This window comes from Bacteroidia bacterium, from assembly GCA_033391075.1.
In the GTDB taxonomy this organism is placed as follows: Bacteria; Bacteroidota; Bacteroidia; order J057; family J057; genus JAWPMV01.
In genome coordinates, this window is sequence record JAWPMV010000001.1 from 4,432,366 (window position 1) to 4,452,488 (window position 20,123).

Annotated in this window: 23 protein-coding genes; 22 read left to right on the forward strand and 1 reads right to left on the reverse strand. The window is 41.3% G+C overall.

Translation table 11 applies throughout. From position 1 onward, the window contains the following. The first annotated feature begins 9 nt into the window (after positions 1–9). Both R8P61_17565 and R8P61_17570 read left to right on the forward strand, forming a co-directional pair. Positions 10–1,929: a fumarate reductase/succinate dehydrogenase flavoprotein subunit gene (locus tag R8P61_17565; GenBank protein ID MDW3648881.1), complete on the forward strand. Its 1,920-nt coding sequence runs from the start codon at positions 10–12 to the stop codon at positions 1,927–1,929. 42 nt (positions 1,930–1,971) lie between these two features. Beyond that, positions 1,972–2,727 carry a succinate dehydrogenase/fumarate reductase iron-sulfur subunit gene (locus tag R8P61_17570; protein MDW3648882.1) on the forward strand — a complete coding sequence of 252 codons (756 nt, stop codon included), beginning with the start codon at positions 1,972–1,974 and terminating at the stop codon, positions 2,725–2,727. Positions 2,728–2,823: 96 nt separating this feature from the next. Here the strand turns inward: R8P61_17570 and R8P61_17575 are convergent, their stop codons facing one another. Next, positions 2,824–3,159, reverse strand: coding sequence for a helix-turn-helix domain-containing protein (locus tag R8P61_17575; protein MDW3648883.1), 336 nt, complete (start codon positions 3,157–3,159; stop codon positions 2,824–2,826). Between the two features lie 362 nt (positions 3,160–3,521). Here R8P61_17575 and R8P61_17580 point away from each other — a divergent pair, with 362 nt between their 5' ends. The 20 genes from R8P61_17580 to R8P61_17675 all read left to right on the forward strand — a co-directional run bounded on the left by R8P61_17580 (position 3,522) and on the right by R8P61_17675 (position 20,096). After that, positions 3,522–4,397, forward strand: coding sequence for a LamG-like jellyroll fold domain-containing protein (locus R8P61_17580; protein ID MDW3648884.1), 876 nt, complete (start codon positions 3,522–3,524; stop codon positions 4,395–4,397). Between the two features lie 121 nt (positions 4,398–4,518). After that, positions 4,519–5,334 carry an orotidine-5'-phosphate decarboxylase gene (gene pyrF, locus R8P61_17585; GenBank protein ID MDW3648885.1) on the forward strand — a complete coding sequence of 272 codons (816 nt, stop codon included), beginning with the start codon at positions 4,519–4,521 and terminating at the stop codon, positions 5,332–5,334. Between the two features lie 200 nt (positions 5,335–5,534). Then, positions 5,535–6,452, forward strand: coding sequence for a DUF1080 domain-containing protein (locus R8P61_17590; protein ID MDW3648886.1), 918 nt, complete (start codon positions 5,535–5,537; stop codon positions 6,450–6,452). Between the two features lie 94 nt (positions 6,453–6,546). Beyond that, positions 6,547–7,200, forward strand: a complete 654-nt coding sequence (locus R8P61_17595; protein ID MDW3648887.1) for a hypothetical protein — start codon at positions 6,547–6,549, stop codon at positions 7,198–7,200. 174 nt (positions 7,201–7,374) lie between these two features. Then, positions 7,375–8,205: a CPBP family intramembrane glutamic endopeptidase gene (locus tag R8P61_17600; GenBank protein MDW3648888.1), complete on the forward strand. Its 831-nt coding sequence runs from the start codon at positions 7,375–7,377 to the stop codon at positions 8,203–8,205. A gap of 50 nt (positions 8,206–8,255) precedes the next feature. After that, positions 8,256–8,825, forward strand: a complete 570-nt coding sequence (locus R8P61_17605; GenBank protein MDW3648889.1) for a hypothetical protein — start codon at positions 8,256–8,258, stop codon at positions 8,823–8,825. 10 nt (positions 8,826–8,835) lie between these two features. Then, positions 8,836–9,123: a YciI family protein gene (locus R8P61_17610; protein ID MDW3648890.1), complete on the forward strand. Its 288-nt coding sequence runs from the start codon at positions 8,836–8,838 to the stop codon at positions 9,121–9,123. Between the two features lie 50 nt (positions 9,124–9,173). Then, entirely contained in the window at positions 9,174–9,497 is a 324-nt protein-coding gene (locus tag R8P61_17615; GenBank protein ID MDW3648891.1) for a 1-deoxy-D-xylulose-5-phosphate synthase, read from the forward strand. A 110-nt stretch (positions 9,498–9,607) separates the two neighbouring features. Then, positions 9,608–10,147: a Crp/Fnr family transcriptional regulator gene (locus R8P61_17620; protein ID MDW3648892.1), complete on the forward strand. Its 540-nt coding sequence runs from the start codon at positions 9,608–9,610 to the stop codon at positions 10,145–10,147. Positions 10,148–10,260: 113 nt separating this feature from the next. Beyond that, entirely contained in the window at positions 10,261–11,181 is a 921-nt protein-coding gene (locus tag R8P61_17625) for an MBL fold metallo-hydrolase (GenBank protein MDW3648893.1), read from the forward strand. A 109-nt stretch (positions 11,182–11,290) separates the two neighbouring features. Then, entirely contained in the window at positions 11,291–11,935 is a 645-nt protein-coding gene (locus R8P61_17630) for a DNA alkylation repair protein (protein MDW3648894.1), read from the forward strand. A 255-nt stretch (positions 11,936–12,190) separates the two neighbouring features. Continuing rightward, positions 12,191–12,505, forward strand: a complete 315-nt coding sequence (locus R8P61_17635; protein MDW3648895.1) for a hypothetical protein — start codon at positions 12,191–12,193, stop codon at positions 12,503–12,505. A gap of 471 nt (positions 12,506–12,976) precedes the next feature. Then, positions 12,977–13,894, forward strand: coding sequence for an alpha/beta hydrolase (locus tag R8P61_17640; GenBank protein ID MDW3648896.1), 918 nt, complete (start codon positions 12,977–12,979; stop codon positions 13,892–13,894). 318 nt (positions 13,895–14,212) lie between these two features. Continuing rightward, positions 14,213–14,899 carry a methyltransferase domain-containing protein gene (locus tag R8P61_17645; protein MDW3648897.1) on the forward strand — a complete coding sequence of 229 codons (687 nt, stop codon included), beginning with the start codon at positions 14,213–14,215 and terminating at the stop codon, positions 14,897–14,899. Between the two features lie 34 nt (positions 14,900–14,933). Continuing rightward, positions 14,934–15,629, forward strand: a complete 696-nt coding sequence (locus R8P61_17650; GenBank protein ID MDW3648898.1) for a hypothetical protein — start codon at positions 14,934–14,936, stop codon at positions 15,627–15,629. Further along, positions 15,622–16,959 (forward strand): sulfatase-like hydrolase/transferase, encoded by a 1,338-nt coding sequence (locus R8P61_17655; protein MDW3648899.1) that lies wholly within the window; start codon positions 15,622–15,624, stop codon positions 16,957–16,959. Before R8P61_17650 ends, R8P61_17655 begins: the two co-directional genes overlap by 8 nt. 38 nt (positions 16,960–16,997) lie before the next feature. After that, on the forward strand, positions 16,998–17,312 hold the full coding sequence (locus R8P61_17660; GenBank protein ID MDW3648900.1) for a hypothetical protein: 315 nt from the start codon (positions 16,998–17,000) through the stop codon (positions 17,310–17,312). Positions 17,313–17,350: 38 nt separating this feature from the next. Beyond that, positions 17,351–18,166 (forward strand): alpha/beta hydrolase, encoded by an 816-nt coding sequence (locus R8P61_17665; protein MDW3648901.1) that lies wholly within the window; start codon positions 17,351–17,353, stop codon positions 18,164–18,166. Between the two features lie 65 nt (positions 18,167–18,231). Further along, positions 18,232–18,990 (forward strand): hypothetical protein, encoded by a 759-nt coding sequence (locus R8P61_17670; protein MDW3648902.1) that lies wholly within the window; start codon positions 18,232–18,234, stop codon positions 18,988–18,990. A 32-nt stretch (positions 18,991–19,022) separates the two neighbouring features. Then, the gene (locus R8P61_17675; protein ID MDW3648903.1) at positions 19,023–20,096 is read left to right on the forward strand and encodes a serine hydrolase domain-containing protein; all 1,074 of its coding nucleotides are present in this window, start codon (positions 19,023–19,025) and stop codon (positions 20,094–20,096) included. Positions 20,097–20,123 lie beyond the last annotated feature (27 nt).

Below are 20,123 nucleotides of genomic sequence, written 5' to 3' on the forward strand. Positions count from 1 at the left end.
AACCGTAACATGAATTTAGATTCTAAAGTACCTCAGGGTTCCTCTCTCGCAGACATGTGGGACGAACACAAGTTTAATATCAAACTTGTAAACCCTGCCAACAAGCGTAAATTCAATATCATCGTGGTCGGTACCGGTCTGGCGGGTGCATCAGCTGCTGCTACCCTCGCAGAACTCGGTTACAACGTAACCACTTTCTGTTTTCAGGATAGTCCTCGTCGTGCACACAGTATTGCTGCACAGGGAGGAATCAATGCTGCTAAAAATTACCAAAACGATGGGGATAGTGTATATCGCCTCTTCTATGATACTATCAAAGGAGGAGATTATCGTTCTCGCGAAGAAAATGTATATCGCCTTGCACAGGTCAGTGTAAACATCATTGACCAGGCAGTGGCACAGGGAGTTCCTTTTGCCCGTGAGTACGGCGGCTACCTGGCCAACCGCTCTTTCGGAGGTGCACAGGTTTCCCGTACCTTCTATGCCCGAGGCCAGACAGGACAACAATTGCTATTGGGCGCTTATAGTGCCCTTAGCCGTCAGGTAGGTTTGGGGAAAGTAAATTCCCTGCCCCGTCGTGAAGTTCTGGACGTCGTATTGATTGATGGAGAAGCAAAAGGTGTAGTTTGTAAAAACCTCCTTACCGGGGAACTGGAAAAATATGCAGCAGATGCGGTAGTGATTGCCAGCGGAGGATATGGAAATGTATACTTCCTTTCCACCAATGCTATGAACTCCAATGTTTCTGCAGCCTGGAGAGCGCACAAAAAAGGAGCAGCATTTGCTAACCCTTGCTATGTACAGATCCACCCGACTTGTATTCCGGTACACGGAGATTATCAATCCAAGCTTACCCTGATGAGTGAGTCTTTGAGAAATGACGGTCGTGTCTGGGTACCTCAGCAAACCGGAGATTTCCGTCATCCCAATCAGATTCCGGAAAGCGAAAGAGATTATTACCTCGAGCGCAAATATCCTTCATTCGGTAACCTCGTTCCCCGTGATGTGGCATCCAGAAATGCCAAATACATGATCGACGAAGGAAAAACCGTAAACAAAGACAGTGCTGCTGTTTATCTGGACTTTGCCGACGCCATCAATCGTCTGGGCAAATCTGCGGTTGAATCTCGATATGGAAACCTCTTCGAGATGTACCAAAGGATCACCGATGATAATCCCTATGAACAGCCTATGCGCATCTTCCCTGCGGTTCACTATACCATGGGAGGACTTTGGGTAGATTACAACCTCAGCACCAATGTTCCGGGCTTGTACGCACTGGGAGAAGCCAACTTCTCTGATCATGGAGCCAACCGACTCGGAGCAAGTGCTTTGATGCAAGGACTGGCAGATGGATATTTTGTGATTCCATTTACCATTGGAGACTACCTGGCCAGACAGCCGTTAAATGATCACCCAACTACAGATCATCCAGCCTTTGAGGAGTCAGTAGCTGCGGTTAAAGAAGAAACCAATTTCTACATCAGTAATAAAGGATCTCGTTCGGTAGATTCTTTCCATAGAGAACTCGGAAAAATCATCTGGGAATACTGTGGAATGGCCAGAACCAAAGAAGGACTGGAAAAAGCTAAAGGTTTGGTACAAAACCTTAAGGCTGAATTCTGGCAGGACGTAAACGTGCCGGGCAAGGACAATAACTTCAATCCGGAGCTGCAAAAAGCCTGGAGAGTAGCCGACTTCCTCGAATTGGGAGAGTTGATGATCGACGATGCCTTACAGAGAAAGGAATCTTGTGGGGGGCACTTCCGTGAAGAATACCAGACAGAAGGCGGAGAAGCCTTGCGGGATGACAAAGACTTCGCATTTGTTGGAGCCTGGGAATACAAAGGCAAAAACAAACAATCAGTCATGCATAAAGAAGAACTTGAATTCAAAAATGTAGAACTGAAGACCAGAAGTTACGTCTAAGTCTTTCGATTTAATCCTTTATCAAAATTTAACTCAATCAAGATGAAAATAAATCTCAAAATATGGAGACAAGACGGCCCAAAGGACAGCGGCAAAATGGTCGACTATGCTTTGGACAATGTTTCTCCGGATATGTCTTTCCTCGAAATGCTGGATGTACTCAATGAGCAATTGGTAGGGAAGAATGAAGAGCCGGTAGCTTTCGATCATGATTGTCGCGAAGGAATCTGCGGTTCCTGCGGACTGATGATCAATGGGCAGGCTCATGGTCCTCACAGATTGACGACCACTTGTCAGCTGCATATGAGAAGCTTTAAGGATGGAGATACGATCTTCGTAGAACCCTGGAGGGCTCAGGCTTTCCCCATCATCAAAGACCTCATGGTTGACAGAGATTCTTTTGATGCCATTATCCAATCCGGAGGTTTCATTTCTGTGAATACCGGTAGTGCACCAGATGCCAATGAGATTCCTGTCAGTACAGATGTTTCTGATGAAGCCATGAACGCTGCTGAGTGTATTGGTTGTGGGGCTTGTGTGGCCAGCTGTAAAAATGCTTCAGCCATGCTATTCGTTTCTGCAAAGGTATCTCACATGGGTACGCTGCCCCAGGGACAACCTGAGCGCATGAAGCGTGTTCAGAAAATGGTGCAAACCATGGATGAAGCTGGATTTGGAAACTGTACCAATACCAGTGCCTGTGAGGTAGAATGTCCTAAAGGTATTTCAGTTACCAATATCGCGAAACTCAATGCCGATTATCTCCGTTCTACGGTTGCTTCTGAAGTAGATGCATAAATAGGACACAATATAAAATTGATAAAAGCCAGCTCTTCGGAGTTGGCTTTTTTGTTTTGGGGAAAGAATACTTTGGGTGTCGTGAATTCTTCCTTCTCAACCTACTTCTTTAATGTCTACATCAACCAGATAGCTGCCCCATTTTGCCAGGTCCTCAAATACGGGAACAAGTTCTCTCCCTTTTTCAGTAAGTCGATATTCGACTCTTGGGGGACTTTCCGGATAAGAATGACGGGTTATTAATTCGTCCTTTACCATTTCACTCAGTTGAGAAGACAAAACCTTCCGGGAAACTTGTGGGATTGAATAATCAAGTTGCCCAAATCGCTTCGATGATTTACGTAAGCTCAAAATAATTATGGGTTTCCATTTACCTCCTACTACTGAAAGTGCTGCCGTCAAAGGACAATTATTTATATTCTTAACCTTCATCTTTTTTATATGTTACTACAAGTTAAGCACTTTTAGCCTAGAATTTTAAAACAAAAGTAAGCAAATGTAACCAACAAGAGTTACCTTAGGTAACCAGGCTGCTTTGATCTAAGAGTATGACAAAAATACTCTCTATTCTATTATAAGAGATACCACAAGCCAATCGGCTTGTTTCAGGATTCAGTAAAGAAGATTTTCGTTCAAAATTTAGATAGACATTTAGGACCTATAGCTAGAGGTGAAAAAAATTCATACTTAGCGTCAAAAATATTCATCTATACGATTATGTATTTTCATGTATTCTTTCATGCTTTGAAGGCAGAAGATGAGTGATTCATCAACCTAAAGACAAAACGCAAATCATGAAAGAATCGAATATTATTACCTTCCTATTAGGAGCCTTGGTTCTCCAACTTTTTTCTTGCCAGCCTGAATCATCTTCCGCACTCAAAACAGCCCTTACTTTCTACCTTTCTTTTGATGAGGGAACAACCGCAGATTTTGCACTGGGGGATCCTAATATTTATACCGCAAAAGCTTCCTATGTTGATATGAAGAGAAAGCTGGAGGAAATACAAGTAGGGATGAACAATCCTAATCATGGAATCACTGAAGGCAAGGGTAAATTTGCTAATGCCTTTGAATTTGGAAAGAAAAGAAATGGTCAGGTCCTTTTTTATAAAAGCAAGGACAACATCTCCTACAATCCTCAAAACTGGTTTGGTTCCCTTTCATTTTGGCTAAGTGTTGATCCTTCAACTGATCTTGATGGGTATACAGATCCCATACAAATCACCGATGCAAATTTCAACGATGCTTCAATTTGGGTTGATTTCACGGATGATAATCCTCCACATTTCAGACTGGGGGTAATAGGAGATAAAAGCGCCTGGAGCCTCGATACCCTGAATTCCCCCTTCCAGCTTGAATTTGAAAAGAGAATTCTTACGGTCGAAAAAGCCTCATTTTCCAGAAAAAAGTGGACCCATATTCTTATAACTTATGAGAATCTGGGCACCGCAAATAGCTTGGCCAAGCTGTACCTAAATGGTAAAAGCAAAGGTAGCATAAGTGGAATAGATGATCCTTTTAGTTGGGAATTGGAAGAATCAAATATTTTCCTGGGATTGGGTTTTACAGGTTTGATGGATGAATTGGCCATCTTTAATAAGCCATTGACGGACAGGCAGGCGATGGAACTTTACCAATTAACAGGAGGGATCAAATCAATTCTCTGATGCTTTGATGATCCACAAGATTGTTCCGCTCTTTTTAACAAAACATGAATTTCTGAATAATGCTGCTAATATTGTGTGATTTTGCATTTTACATGGGACCTAAGTCATTAAAATCGAACTCATGCAATACAAAAATATCGTCAGGGAAATATGGAGTAAAGAATCATTCTTGTGCATAGGCCTGGATACAGATATTGATAAAATACCCAAGCATTTATTGCGGTATGAAAATCCAATTCTGGAATTCAACAAACAAATTATTGATGCTACGAAAGACATTTGTATTGCTTTCAAACCTAATCTTGCATTTTATGAAGTCCTGGGAGAAAACTATTGGACTACGATAAAGCAAACAATAGATTACATCCCTGAAAATATCCTGACCATCGCAGATGCCAAAAGAGGAGATATGGGAAATTCTGCGAAAATGTATGCCCGGGCATTTTTTGAAGAATTGGATGTAGATGCTCTTACCTTACAAGCGTATCAAGGCAAAGATGCCTTACAAGCTTTTTTAGATTATCAAGATAAGTGGTCCATCGTGCTGGGATTAACCTCAAATTCAGGTTCTGAAGATTTTCAATTTATTGAACCTGAGTCCAAGCCTTTATACAGAATAGTCATGGAAAAATCCATGGAATGGGGAACAAAGGAAAATCTCATGTTTGTTATAGGGGGAACACATGAAAATGAACTGGGAAAGATTAGAAAATTCTGCCCGGAACATTTCTTTTTGATACCAGGGATAGGTCATCAAGGAGGAAATTTTGATAGGGTTGTAAAAGCTGGATTAAACTCTGATTGCGGTCTGATCATAAGTTCTTCTAGAAAAATAATCTATGCCTCAGACGGAGAAGATTTTGCAGAAAAGGCAAGAGAAGAAGCCTTGAAATTGCAATCAAAAATGAAGTCCGTCCTAAAACAGATCAAAAAGTGAGATCCGCATGGAGTGAATGTGGGAATGTCAGAAAAGGGAAACAAGCATTTTCTTCTATCCAATCTAATCTTCAAAAGTAAATTATTGTTTCAGGACAAATAAAACCTATAAAGAATAGGAAGGATTTAGAAAACACAATACTTTGCACAAATTTTGAAATTGACTCAAGGAGCTACTAACTAAATAAAAACAGGGCATAAATGATAAAGGGACTCACTAACCAAATTGGGAAAACAATTGTATTAATCTTCACGCTTAGCTGCTGCCTTTCCTGTTCCGATCAAGCCAAGAAAACTCAGGCTGAGGATTCTGAATGGTCGTATTTAATCGATGAAAATCTCTCCGAATGGGATACCTATTTAAGCTTCAAACATCAATTGGGCTATGATGGCAGCCCTCCACTTGATGAGTCAGGCAATGAAATAGAACCTATTGGATTAAATAAGCCCAATTATAATGTTTTCACCACTATGTCAGAGAATGACGAACTGATTATTAAAGTTAGTGGGGAATATTATGGTTGTCTTGCCAGTAAAAAAGAATATGAGAATTACCATTTTCAGCTACAGTTTAAATGGGGAGATAAAAAATGGGTCCCAAGACTCGATCGTCTCAAAGATTCTGGCATTTTGTATCATTCAATCGGACCATTTGGAGTAGAGCATTGGCGTTCATGGATGATGTCACAAGAATTTCAAATCATGGAAGCCCATACTGGAGATTTTTGGAGTCAGGCAACTTCAGCAATTGATATTCGGGCGTATGCATCTGAATCTGGTTTAAATCCAATGGCACATGAAAGCCAGGACTATTTGAGTTTTGGAGAAACTGGAGAAGCAGGAAAGTATTGCTTAAGGAGTAATAACTATGAGAAAAAGCCGGATGAATGGAACACCCTGGAATTAATTTGTTTCAATGGACAAAGTTTACACATAGTCAATGGAGAAGTCGTGATGGTCTTGAAAAATTCCAGGTATATAGATGAAAATGGAGAGGTGGTTCCTATGACTAAAGGAAAAATACAATTACAAAGTGAAGCGGCAGAATTATATTTTAAAGGCATCAAAATTAAGCCCCTTGATAAACTCTCAGCCGAACATTTGGCATTTTTTAACTAATACACATCATATTTCAGAAGAAGCTGATCCAATCTTCTTCTTTCTTTCTGACCTAAAGACTAGCCTGTCAGCCAGTCGGTAATTAAAAAAGCGCATGAAATCCAGAACTATTATTGGATTCTTAATTATCATGATGCTTGGCTCATGCGCCCAACATCAATCGAAAACTGAACATCAGAACGAAAAAACGACGAACTCAAAAGCTGACTTCAACAGTGGGCTGAAGATTGAAAACAGGATCAATCGCGGAACAAACTATACGGACCCTCAGGGAATTGATTACAGTATTAGAAATATACCCATTACGATCACTAACGATAGTACCATTCCCATTCATCTTCAAATAGCCTTTTCAACAGAATACAGCTACCCACTTCCTGAAAATAAAGAGCACTTTAAGCTAATTCCATTGCCAAAAGAATGGGCGCTAGATGGATGGGGCGTGACCGAAAGTATGCTTGATGAATTGCCTAAACTCATCGAAAAGCCCTCATTAACTGTAAAGCTTGAAGCTGGAGAAGAACTTCTTTTATCGATTGGATCCCTATACTCCAGACCAACGAAAACAAGTGGCGTCCTTCCGAGAACCCTCTTTGTTCAAAATGATGGGAAGAGTTTCCCTGAGTGTGAAAGCCTCATGCAAGAGGAGCTATCATCAAATCAACAAATACCGATGGGCCTTAAAATTATAATTGGAGAAAGGTGTATGCTTATTCCCTGTGGTTCAATTGCTTACCTTAAAAACTAAATTGTTCAAAGCTAGCCTACGATGGGGAGCAATTCATTCCTGAAGATTTCAGGAAACCTGTATTTTTAGATAAGTCTTTGACAGGGGCTATTTTTCCATTGCTTACAACTTCAAAAACCAACTTTCCCGATCTGAGCCAGTCTTTGAATTGAATATATAGCTTGCACACAAAATATGAAACCGTATATCAAGGCAATTCTCTTCCTACTACTGCTTACACTCCTGGACTTTTTACTGCGACAGGGTTTTGTCTTTCTGATTATCCCCCTCCCTCTCCCGGAAAATCTGTCATCCATTTTAGTATATAGCCTCTTTGCAGTAGCAGCCTGGTTCATCACCCAATGGTTCTGCAAAAGAGATAAAATTGAATTAGGCGATTTGGGGATTTCTTTCGATTCAAAAAATCGATCTGACTTCTATATAGGATTTCTGATAGGTGTAGGGCTATGGGCAATTGTCTCTCTCATTCAGGCATACACCGCAGGTTTTTCATGGGAACTAAGGCCCGAAATAAGCTTATTCAATGTTCTGTATGGCCTTGTCTTCATCTTCATCGCTGATCTGGGGACAGAGCTCTTTACACGAGGCTATCCCTTAACGCGATTTAAGGACAGTTTCGGGGCGATACCTGCTATTATCATCATGACGGTTTTTGTGGGGCTGAAAAGCTATTCCCCAAATATGGAAAGAGAACTCCTCCTTTACGCAATCCTTATCCCGGCTTTGCATACGATCTTCTTTAGCATCATTTATTTCAAAACGAAAAGACTGGGAGCGGCCGTTGGGGTTCATACTGGAGCCAATTTTATTACGATAAGCATATTCGACCTCCGAGTCGAACAGGCAAATCAGGCAATCCCTGCAGGTATTTTCCAAGCTAATACTGAATTGGAAAGTCTTTCACTTGTAGCAATACAATTACCCTGGGTATTCATGGCAGCCTTATTCAGTATAGTTGTATACTTTTGGTGGGCGAAAGAAAAAGTGCCACACAAGCAAGTATAAGTAAAAGGAAAATCACATCTTGTTAGCTACAGAACAACACAACATAAAACATGAAAAAAACAGAATATATCCTCCCTCTTTTTGGCCTGATAATCGTCGTTTTATTAAGCTTGAAAGTAAAAGATATGGGCCTATTTGATTTTATACTAAAGGGCAACAAATCGAGAATGGAAGAAGCACAACAAGAGAAATACGATCGTGCTGAAATCCAGTTGATAGACTTGATTCATTTAGTAGAAAGTGAGAATAAAGAAGTTTTTCCAGAATTGATTGCCTATACGGGCTTGGAAAAAAACAGGCATATGAAAACTCACCTGGATGTATCTTCAGAATCGGAATCCGAATTAAACAATCTGTATTACACTTCCCTGCAAGCCCTTATAGCTGAGTATCGGGAATCAAGGCCTCTTACAGGAGATTTTGATACAGATTTCACTTTCATAATACCGAAGAGTGAAATGATAAAAATTGAGGCGAAGGAAGTTGTACGCGTATATCTAAGCTACTGTACGCCGGAGGAAGAAGAATGCCTGGATAAAGTCAGCTTCTTCGATTTTGTGATGGGCGAAAAGGAGTATTTACTCCTGGATATTGAAGGGGCCGAATTGTATAAAAAGTAAAGAATCCTGGATGTTTATCATTAATCTGACTTACAAAGTCGAGCTTGCTCAAGTTGACGAGCACTTGGAAGCTCATATCGATTACCTGAAGCAGCAATACGCAAATTCAAACTTCATTGCCTCAGGAAGAAAAGTTCCCCGTACGGGAGGCATTATCCTCAGCAAATTGAAGGATAGAGAAGAATTATTGAACATCCTGGAAAAGGATCCATTCAAGGTACATGGCTTAGCGGATTACGAGCTCATTGAATTTGTACCCGGCATGACTACGGAGGAATTCCGGATATTGAGGGAATGAAAGAACATCAAAGCTTCCTTCCCGTATCATTATTCAAAAAAGCACAAAGCATGGAACGTATCATGTACATAGAGTACAAAGAAGATGGATTGGTGGGTGATGCACGGATAGGCCGTGTTAAATTCTCCAGGACTATGAAATCCATCCACTACAAAGGGAAGACCTTCCAAACCCTTTCAGGAAGGGGATTTAAAGCTAATTATTTCGATGTCGAGAGTGGTGAGTATTACTGGATTTCCGGTTGCAGGAAAGATGGTAAAGACAGATTGTATGGAGAACGTCTTCCGATATATATTGATGAGGATGTCCAAAAAGAATATTGGCTAAACATCCGCAAACTTCCTCATCTGCTTGGAAAATTAAGGATACACTAGTTCAGTGAAAAACTAATGCGAATCAGCCAGAAGAAAGGCAAGTGAAATCAAAATAAATCCCTATAAAATTCATGGAATATCCCGGCCTATATCAAGCATTCAGCGAATACATGCGCGTACCGCTTGAAGCTTACCTGGATATAGAAAAAAGATTAATCCGCAAAAGCCTTGATAAAAAGGAATTCTTAATCAGGGAAGGGCAGATCATCCGGTATATGCCTTTTATACATAAAGGCTTAATGGTTAATTATCGTCTGGATGAAGCGGGTGAAAAACATGTCATTCAAATTCGTTGGGCAGGATTGTGGTTGGGAGACTTATACAGCTTTTTTTCAGGCAAAGCCACCAAATTTAATATTCAAACTTTTCAGCCCACCGAATTGCTGATGATCAATCATGAAACCTTTGAATATATCATAAAGGAATACCCCATCTTCGAAAGATATTTTCGCCTCAATTTGCAAAACGCCTATGTGGAAACCCTGGATCAATTGTTCAACCTCCATAGTTTGAGTGCCGAAGAACGCTACCTCGAATTAATTACGAATGTTCCTTCCCTGCTGGATGATATCCCTCATTACTTAATTGCTTCCTACCTGAATATTCAGCCTCAATCCTTAAGTCGAATCCGCAAGAACCTACAAAATTAGGTCCCATTAACATAGGTGAATGGAATGCTTTTCCTGGACCCTTAGCTTAGCATTTGACAAGCAAAATCAGCTTGTCTTAGCTAATGTTTAATACCAGGTTCAAATTTTAACAAATGAAAAGCATTTCAAATTTTAAACTTTCGGCAATACTTATCAGCCTATGTTTGTGGGTTCCAATTTCTTTGCTAGCCCAGACTTTGCCCGAGAATGTTGCCAAGATAGGAGAGAATATCTATAGTTATGGAGGTTATGGAGAGTATTTCTCTATGTTCATTGTCACCTCTGAAGGGGTCATTGCCATTGAATCGGTGGATAGCAAACACGCAAGTGGAATGCTGGAAGCGATAAAGGAAGTAACAGATCAACCCATAAAGTACTTATTACACAGTCACAATCACTGGGACCACGCAAGCGGAGCTCAGGTATTTAAAGATGCAGGAGCCAAAACCCTCGCTCATGTAGAAGCTTATGAATGGATGAAAGCAAATACCGGCAGAGATATGGCTATACCGGATGAGAGTTGGGCAGGAAGCCGAAAAGATATCAGCTTAGGGGATATGACGATAGAGTTACATTACCTGGGAATGAATCATGGATTGGGAATGACCGTCTTCCTTATCCCCGATCAGAAGATCGCCTACATTGCTGATTTAGTCACCCCAAAAAGAGTCTTAATGAGCGTAGTTCCCGACTTCAATATCAGGGAATGGGAAAGATCACTGGCAGAAATTATTGAAATGGACTTTGAAAAGGCCGTATATTCACATAACGAAAGTGAAAATGCCTTGCAAGGAGGAGATAAACAGGATGCAAGAGATAATCTTCAGTTTATCAAAGACATACGTGCAGGCATTTATGCCGAATTTCAAAAAGGGACCTATGCCTACTCTATCCCTTCCATATTGAAATTACCACAGTATAAAGGCTGGGCCATGTATGAGGAGTGGCTATCGATGAATATATGGAGGGTTTTGTTGGATGAATATATGGGCCCATTTCCCTGGCGACCTGATCATGAATACCAGGATGAATAGCGATGAATAGCGATGAATAAAAAAGAAACGAAATAGCAAATATCAGTAGCTCCATATTGGGGCTACTTTTTCCGTATAGAAGCTTCTGTTAATGATTTAAAAGATGCCTATGACTCTTTCTCCACAAGCAGAAAAAATCTTTGCTCAAATCAGTCCAGCAACTACCAAACTCGGAGACCTGCGAAAGATTGCCAAAGAAATCAAAAAGGATCATGACTTGGCCCTGGAGCTATGGTCTAGCGGTCATTTTATGGCGCGTCAATTAGCAATTCTCATTATGGATAAAAAGCTGATTTCACAGGAATTCATTGATGAACTTGACAAAGACTTACAGGCTCATGATTTGAAGGAAAGGAATCAATTGATCGATTGGTTCATGGCAAATCAGTTGGCCAAAGACAAAGGCCTGAAAGCCCTGATGGAAAGCTGGGAGAACAGTCCTTCTGCTATGCAGAGACGAATCTTCTGGTATCACCAGGCAAGGCTGCGGTGGATGGGAAATACCAGCCACACCAATACCGGAGATCTTTTGCGTTCTATCGAGGCAAAGATGCTCAAGGAGCAGGAAGAAGTTCAGTGGGCGATGAATTTCACCGCAGGCTGGATCGGAGTATTTGATGAAGCCAATCGGAAACGCTGTATCGAGATCGGAAAGCAAACAGGGCTTTATAAAGATGAAGTCGTCCCCAAAAACTGTACGCCCAGCTATTTACCCGAATTCATTAGGGTCGAGGCAGGGAAGCGAGATACATAAGACTTATTCTAAAGGGAAAAACAGCCTTTCTGTCAATCTTGGACCTTCCATGAAACATCTATTCACAATACCCAGGCTTCTTGCAATCATTTTAATAAGTATCGGCACCTTCCTATTGTACAGCAATCTCTACATACAAATGAGCTGGCATAAAACTATGGGCATTGTTCAGGAGGTTAAGACAAAAGAAATTAGCTACTAATCAGTTAAGCCAGACCTGGAGAAAACACAGCAAAAGTATCGAACACAATATCCATGAAAAACAAAGCTACCACCCTTTTCCTCCTAATTTGTTCCTTATCAATAATCAAGCTGTCAGCTACTGTCGATTACCTGGTCGTCAATCACCTTACCCAACAATTATACTGGGCTGAAACTGATCATCCGCCCGGATGGATTGCCTGGGAAAATATCGCGAAAAACAAGTATCAAAGCGAAGAAGAGAAATACCTGAATATGGGCTATACCTTCACCCAAAATCCTTTTCTCCTAGAAGAAATCTTCCTTCTTGTATTGATAAGTGCAGTTTTCATAGGGTTTCTGCTTAAAAGGAAAAGGACTTTTAGCTAGAAAATCCATTGAGAAAGGAGGCATTTCCAGATTACATTATGATCTCATAAATAATCGGAAACCTATATGGACGTATTTGTCATCCTTTTCAGCAAGCCTTCTCTTTTTTCTGTCCTGGGATTAACTAGCATAGTTCTGGGAATTCCCTTAGGCATAATGGTATCTCGAAAGGATGGCCCACAGGCTATTGCTGCACTCCTTATTTTTGGATTTGTATTACTCTCAGTAATAGCTTTTGTACTTGATAGGATATTGATCTCATATATCTCTCCTGCAAGCCTTAGTACATACGAATTCCTATTTCTTATCCTTCTTATCTTATTCAAAGCAATTTTAGACAGATACCATTACAAATAGCCTTCTGTCATTACGAGTCCTAATTCAAGACAAAGCAATACCAGGATAGTTCCGGCATTTACCGTATTTTTAGTCCAGCAAAGCAGTCTTTCCCCTTACCCCAACATACCCTATATGAAAACGCTCTGGCTATCCCTACTTTTCCTCCTTCCCTTTCAGGAAGCTTTCCCACAAAACAGATTCATAACAATCGACTCGGTCAAGGTTTGGCTAAATACTCAAGGCCTTGAAAACCGAAAAGCAGGTCAACCCGTCATTGTCTTCGAAAGCGGAAAAGGATCTTCCATGGGTAATTGGGACAGAGTTCTGGAAGGAGCCGTAAAACTTGCCCCTATCCTTACTTACGATAGAGCAGGTGTAGGAGAATCAGAGGCTGTTGAAGCAAAACCAACAATCAAAATGGTTTCAGATAGATTAGTAAAAATTCTGAAGCATTTGGAAATAGAGCCGCCTTATCTATTGGTCGGTCATTCCCTGGGAGGATTATATGTTCGCGGTTTTGCCATCCATCATCCGGAACTTTTAGCGGGCCTAGTTATCATTGATCCTGCTGATTTCACAGAAAATCATATAAACAAGAGAGAATACTATGAAGTGCTTAATTGGGAAGAGGAAAGAGTGGACAGTTTGATCAATAGTTACATTAGCAAACGAAATAACAGAAACCCTGATACTCCACCCGGCATACTGCGAGAAGGGGTGTTTTTGGAAGAAATTCGGGAAAGGGAATTTCAGGAAATTACAGAAAGCCCCCTCCCCAATATTCCGGTACATATCATAACGGGTGGCCGTTTTGATCTGCCTGAGAAATACCGTTCCAAAGTCTTTGATGAAGAGGCCGTCTTCAGAGCCAAAATACAGGCCCGTTGCACCCGATGGATTTCCGTCATCCAATCCGTGGACAAAGGCATGTTCTTCTACAGCGCAGATTCCGGCCATAGCGTACAATGGGAGGATCCCGAACTTGTTATTTCGAGTATAAAATTGGCGATTGAAGATTATTGGAGCATGAAGTCAAAGAAGAAAGATTAAGTCCTACCAAAAAGACTTTATAAACGATTCACATCCTACCTAAGTGCGTTGGGCCCAAAGCCCATCGGGAGTTGGGGTTGTTCTTTGGGAGCCTGAAAGAGGATATACCTAAGTGCGTTGGCCCTGCAGAGCCCATCGGGAGACGGGGCGGCATGTGCGGCTGGCTTTGGGCTCTGCGATTTTTGACTCCATCTTTTTCTAAAAAAGATGGAAACATCCCTCAAAAAACAAACCCAAATACCTTAAAAAAACCCCTCATTTAAGCTCAAAAATTCGTAAATTAATATCACCAAAAACCTTTAGGACTCAGCACAAAAAATGAACACAAAACTCCTCAACAAAGAAGAACTCGCCTGGTCTCCTATAGTAGCCAATAACTCCATGAACCGCGAACGACAAGCGATCGGAATTAACAGCTACGAAAAAGACATTGGCCTAAATCCTCTTGACTTTCTTTTGAAGAATAGCAGCCAGGAGAAGGTTCGCTGGTTGGATTTATGCTGTGGAAAGGGAAATGCTTTGATACAAACGGCTAACATCCTTGAGGAAAAAGGAGGTTCCGATCAGTTCGAACTCAGCGGTATCGACCTGGTCGATTTTTTCTCTGATCCCGCTAATCTAAGGATTGACTTTCAGGTACAAAACCTGGAAAGCTGGATGCCTCAAAAGGAGTATGACTTAATTAGCATCGTTCATGGATTACACTATGTGGGAGATAAAATTTCCTTAGTAGAAAGAGCCATTTCAGCTTTAAGCCCACAAGGCCTGTTTATCGCAAACCTCGACCTGGAAAACATCAAAATCCAAGCTGTCAATCAGCCGAAAAAACTGCTTTCCAGCTTCTTCAAAAAAAATAAACTTGAATACAATGCCCGCAAAAAAATTATCTCTTCCGACAAGAGAAAAATAGATACATCAGGCTTCCACTACCTCGGTGCAGATGACAAAGCCGGCCCTAACTATACCGGCCAGGAAGTTGTAAATTCATATTATGCTCTGAAGTGAGCAGGCCAATTCTTGCAGTAGAAAACTTACTTTCATGCGTATACTTTTACTTATATCAAGTCTTCTCCTGACAACAGGAAGTATATGGATTGTTGCCAAACAAGGAATCAGCCTGAGTTCATTGGGGCCTCTGCTCTTCTTCGGAGGATGCAGCTTAGTATTCATCTTTGAAAAAAGGTGGGATACCTGGATTGAAAAGTTTAAACAGAAAAAAATAGAATCTGCCAACTGCAAAATCCACGAAGAGGGCTTTTACTTTCCCAAAGGATACTACTTCAGGCAGGGGTTTATGAAAAATCAGAATAATCTTCCCTTTCATAAAATCAAAGAAATCAGAATCAATACCTTGCCCATCAGTGCCGTAACACATGAAAAGGAAGTGATTTTTCTACAAGGAATGAAGCGCGAGGAAGTAGAAAAAACGGCCTTTGCCAAACAGCTCAAAATTGTAGAGCCCGTAGATATCTGGTCCCTGATCTGCGATGACTTTTTGGATACAGAACCTGATGAGGAAGAGCGTAAAAAAATCATCTCTCTCCTTGAAGAGCAGGGAATCAGCAAAACAGAACTTGGTCAGATAAGGAAAAGAATAAAATTCAGGATGCTTCTCCGAACCTATTTCTCCTGGGAATGGATATATTATGGTCAATTTGATGTCCTTCATGAACTTTGGCCCATGAATAAGAAAAAATATGCCTGGACCATGGATATAGCTTTAAGAAATGGATAAAACACTTACTCTTGTTTGCTTATTGGCCCTCATGCTAAGTGCTTGCAGCAAAGAAAATAAACTACCCTCCCCCAATATTATTCTCATCATGGCAGATGATCTGGGTTATGGAGATATTCCCTCTTATGGCAATAAGCACATCCAAACACCCAATCTCGATTATCTGGCTTCAGAAGGCGTTCGCTTTACCGATTTTCACTCCAATGGTTCGGTTTGCAGCCCCACCCGCGCGGCTTTGATGACAGGAAAATACCAGCAACGCACGGGAGTCGAAGGAGTGATCACAGCCAAGAGTCATCGAGAAGTAGGCATGAGCCTGGATGAAATCAGCATGGCCGATGAATTCAAAAAGCATGGCTACCAAACTGGTATGTTTGGGAAATGGCATTTGGGCTATGCCCCAGAATACAATCCTGTTTTTCAGGGCTTCAATGAATTTGTAGGCTTTGTCAGCGGCAACGTTGATTTCCAGGCACACATTGACCAGGAGGGATATCTCGATTGGTGGAAAGGGGATAGGATTGCGAATGAAAGCGGATACACAACCGACCTCATCACAGACTATGGAGTGGATTTCATTCAAAACAATAATCCCCAGAAAACGGCTAAGCCATTCTTTCTCTACCTTCCTCATGAAGCCCCCCACTATCCCTATCAAAATCGGAAGAGCAAAGCCTTAAGAGAAGTCGGCACAGCAGCTAGTTTGCCTGTCGATAAAGACAGTATACCGGGGCTTTATAAAGAAATGATAGAGATCATGGATGAAGGCATTGGGCGCATCATTCAAAGCCTCAAAGAGACCGGCCAATATGAAAATACCTTGATCGTTTTTTGCTCAGATAATGGGGCTAGTAGGAATGGGAGCAATGGAGTACTAAGAGGATTTAAAGCGGGTGTTTATGAAGGAGGAAGTCGGGTTCCGGCGATCATAAGCTTTCCCGGAAAAATCCCGAAAGGCTGGCTGAGTGAAGAAGTGGTTCTTAGTATGGATTACTTGCCCACCTTCCTTGATTTTATAGGAAAAGAAGCTTCCGGAGATAAAATAGATGGAATTAGCATCAAAGATCATCTGATGCATAAATCAGCACTTCCTGAAAGAGATCTTTTTTATGCCTTTAAGCATCAAAGCTTTATCAGAAGCGGAAACTATAAATTGATTCGCAAAAAGAATGAAGCGGGAGATATCTATGAACTGTATGATTTAGGCAAAGACCTTCAAGAGAAAAACAATCTGGTAGCAGTTCATCCGGATATAGTAAAAGTTCAGGAGGAAAAGCTGAAAAAATGGGAAGAAGAGGTTCATCATGGTGTCACCCGGATATCCCAATAAAGAACCGTAGATGAGGTAAAAAATTATAGAGAGAGAAGATGAGTAATGAGCAAACGCATTTTGAAGAAATCGTATTAGGTTTTCAGGACGCAGAACTCGGTTCTATGTTCGGCAAAGCTTGCGGAAAACTTCATAAGAAAGCCTTTGTGGCTTTTTTTCAAAATGAGATGGTCTTTAAATTGGGAAGGGAAGAGATCGAGCCCTACTTGCATAAATATGAAGGTTCCCAAAATTGGGATCCTTCCGGCAAAAACAGGCCCATGAAAGATTGGCTTCAGGTCCCTGCCGAATACAATGAGGATTGGCCCAGGCTCGCTCAAAAGGCCAAAGAATATTTAGAACAAATTGTATAAAAGGAAAAGCAACTTACAATCTATCTTCAGCAAAATACATGACTACTCCCGAAGATCAACTCAATCTCCGCGCCCGTCATCCGGACTTTCAGCTTGCCCTGGATGTAAATGAATCAGCCTCCGAAAAAGCCAGAAATCAATACAGCTGTCAGTTGGATGTGCCTTACGGTAAAGAAGCCTTACAAAGCCTCGACATCTTCCCTTCTGCTGTTCCCAATTCTCCTGTCCTGATCTTCATTCATGGAGGCTACTGGAAGGCTTTGGATAAAAGCAGCTATCGCTTCATTGCAGCTCCCTTTGTTGATCAGAATATCACAGTTTGCCTTATCAATTACCGCCTGATTCCTTCGGTAAACATGGAAGCCCTTTTGCAAGATATTAGTAGCTCTCTTGCATGGATTCAGCCTAATATTTCCCGATACAATGGCAATCCTCAAACAATGGTACTTTCAGGACATTCAGCAGGCGGGCATTTGGCTTTGATGGCATACCTGATGAATGAAGCCTTAAGGCCCGCAATAAAAGGTATTTGCAGCCTGAGCGGCATCTTTGATTTAGCCCCCATCAAAAACAGTTACCTGAATGAAGATTTACAGTTAAGCGAGGAAGATGTGGAAGCCTTTAGCGTTGCAAACAAAGACCTCAGTCAATTGAAGTGCCCTAGCCTTTTGAGCGTAGGTTCAGAAGAGACCGCTTTATTCATCGATGAATCCAAAAACTTATATGAACAACATAAATCCAAGGCTCCTATAAGTTATTACGAATATCCCGGTCTCAATCATTACGAGATTGTGCATAAATTAGGGGAAGCTGATAGTCCTTTGGTGCGGTTTTTATTACAACTCATTCCCTGAGGCTGAAATTGACTTATCCAGAGTAACCAGGCTTATTTTATACACTTCATTTGAAATCAACCTATATGCTTTTTAGATTTTTCCTTTGCACCCTTTTGATTGCCTTGTTTTCCTGCTCTGAGACTGAAAAGAAAACTAAGCCTGAAAAGCCAGCTGAAAAAGCAACACTTACCATATCTGATTTAAGTCAGGATAATATCCCCACATCCATCGAACTAAAAGGGAAGTTTCTGGAAGCCAAATCCTGGACGGATAAAAATGGGGAGAACCTGCTTATCGTAACGAGGAAAGGGCCTTTCAAACAAGCCCATAAAGAGGACGAATATTCAGAGGAACTCTATTCCGTAGAGCTCTTTGGCGAGCAATACATAAAAAAGGGAAGCAACTATATCCTCCTTTGGGACATCTATGATTTTGTAAGGGACTGTATGTCGGATATGTGGCTCGGTTTATTGCCCAATTCAACACAGATTACGGATTGGGATGAAGATGGGATAACCGAGACTAGTTTGATCTATAAACTCACTTGCAGAAGTGATGTTTCACCCTCTGATATGAAAATTCTGATTCACGAAAATGAAGTTAAAATGGGCTTGCGGGGATCGATGATCCTGGAAATGGATAAAGCTAAGATGGGTCCGGATTTTGACCCCGATGCTGCAAAGATTGACATGAGTAAACTTCCGGAGATGGAGCAGTATATGAGCCTGATGGGTCGATATAAGAATGAAGATGATTTCAAGGAACAGCCGAAAGTATTTCTCGAAAACGCACGGAAATTATGGATGAAATTTATGGATAAGGATGAATTCCAGCAATTGTAAATGCTTCAGGCTGAATTTATATTTTTATTGCCATGCTAGTTAAGCAAAACATTTTTTGCATTTCTATTTTCTTGTGGGTGTTCTGCCATCCATTTGCATCATCAGCCCAGGAAAACGAGCTGGATTATGCCGCCATAGATGAAAGAATTGACCAGGTCTTAGACAGCACAGGGATTCCCGGCTTTAGCATATCCATCATAAATGCCGGGCAGTCAGACTTTCTCAAAAGCTACGGATACAGAAGCATGGAAAGCAAAGAGGCCGTAGATCAGCAAACCCGTTTTGAGGCAGCTTCCCTGACCAAACCTATTTTGGCCTATTGGGTGCTAAAATTGATGGAGCAGGAGAAAATTGAGCTGGATAAACCTTTGTACCAATACCTCGAGTATGCCGATCTCGCGCATGATAAACGGTACAAACTCATTACGGCTCGCATGGTTTTGAGCCATACAACAGGTCTACCCAATTGGAGAAAGGACAGAAATAGTCCTAAGCTAAAGCTCCGAAGAAAACCCGGGAGCAAATTTGGCTATTCAGGAGAAGGCTTTGTTTACCTACAGAAGGTGGTTGAACATATACTTGAATCAGATTTAAACAGCATCGCCCATGAGTTCATCTTCTCTCCCCTCAACATGGAAAACAGCTCAATGGTTTTCGAGGAAAATGGGAATTATGCGCTTGGGCATAACAAAGCACATACTTCCAGAAAGAAGTCAAAACCCAATAAAGCCAATGCTGCATACAGCTTGCAAAGCACAGCTGAGGATTATGGCAAATTTCTCCAGGAATTGCTCAATCCAGAATTCATCGATAAAGCCCTTGTAGAACAGGCCTTCAGTATTCAAAGCCTGATGAAAAAAGAGGATCCTAGCTTAGGCTGGGGATTGGGTATGGGAATAAACCAGACAGCTGAGGATCAATACATTTGGCATTGGGGTGACAATGGGGTTTTCAAAGCCTTTTTCATCTTTTCCCCCATACAACAAAGAGGCTTTGTATATTTTTCCAATAGCCAGATCGGCCTAAGCATAGTAAAAAGACTAATCAAGTGGGTATTTCTTGACAAATCGATCATGGAGAACTGGCAATATTACTCGCAATTTTAGGCTTAACCTCAAGCGCTTCTAAATCAG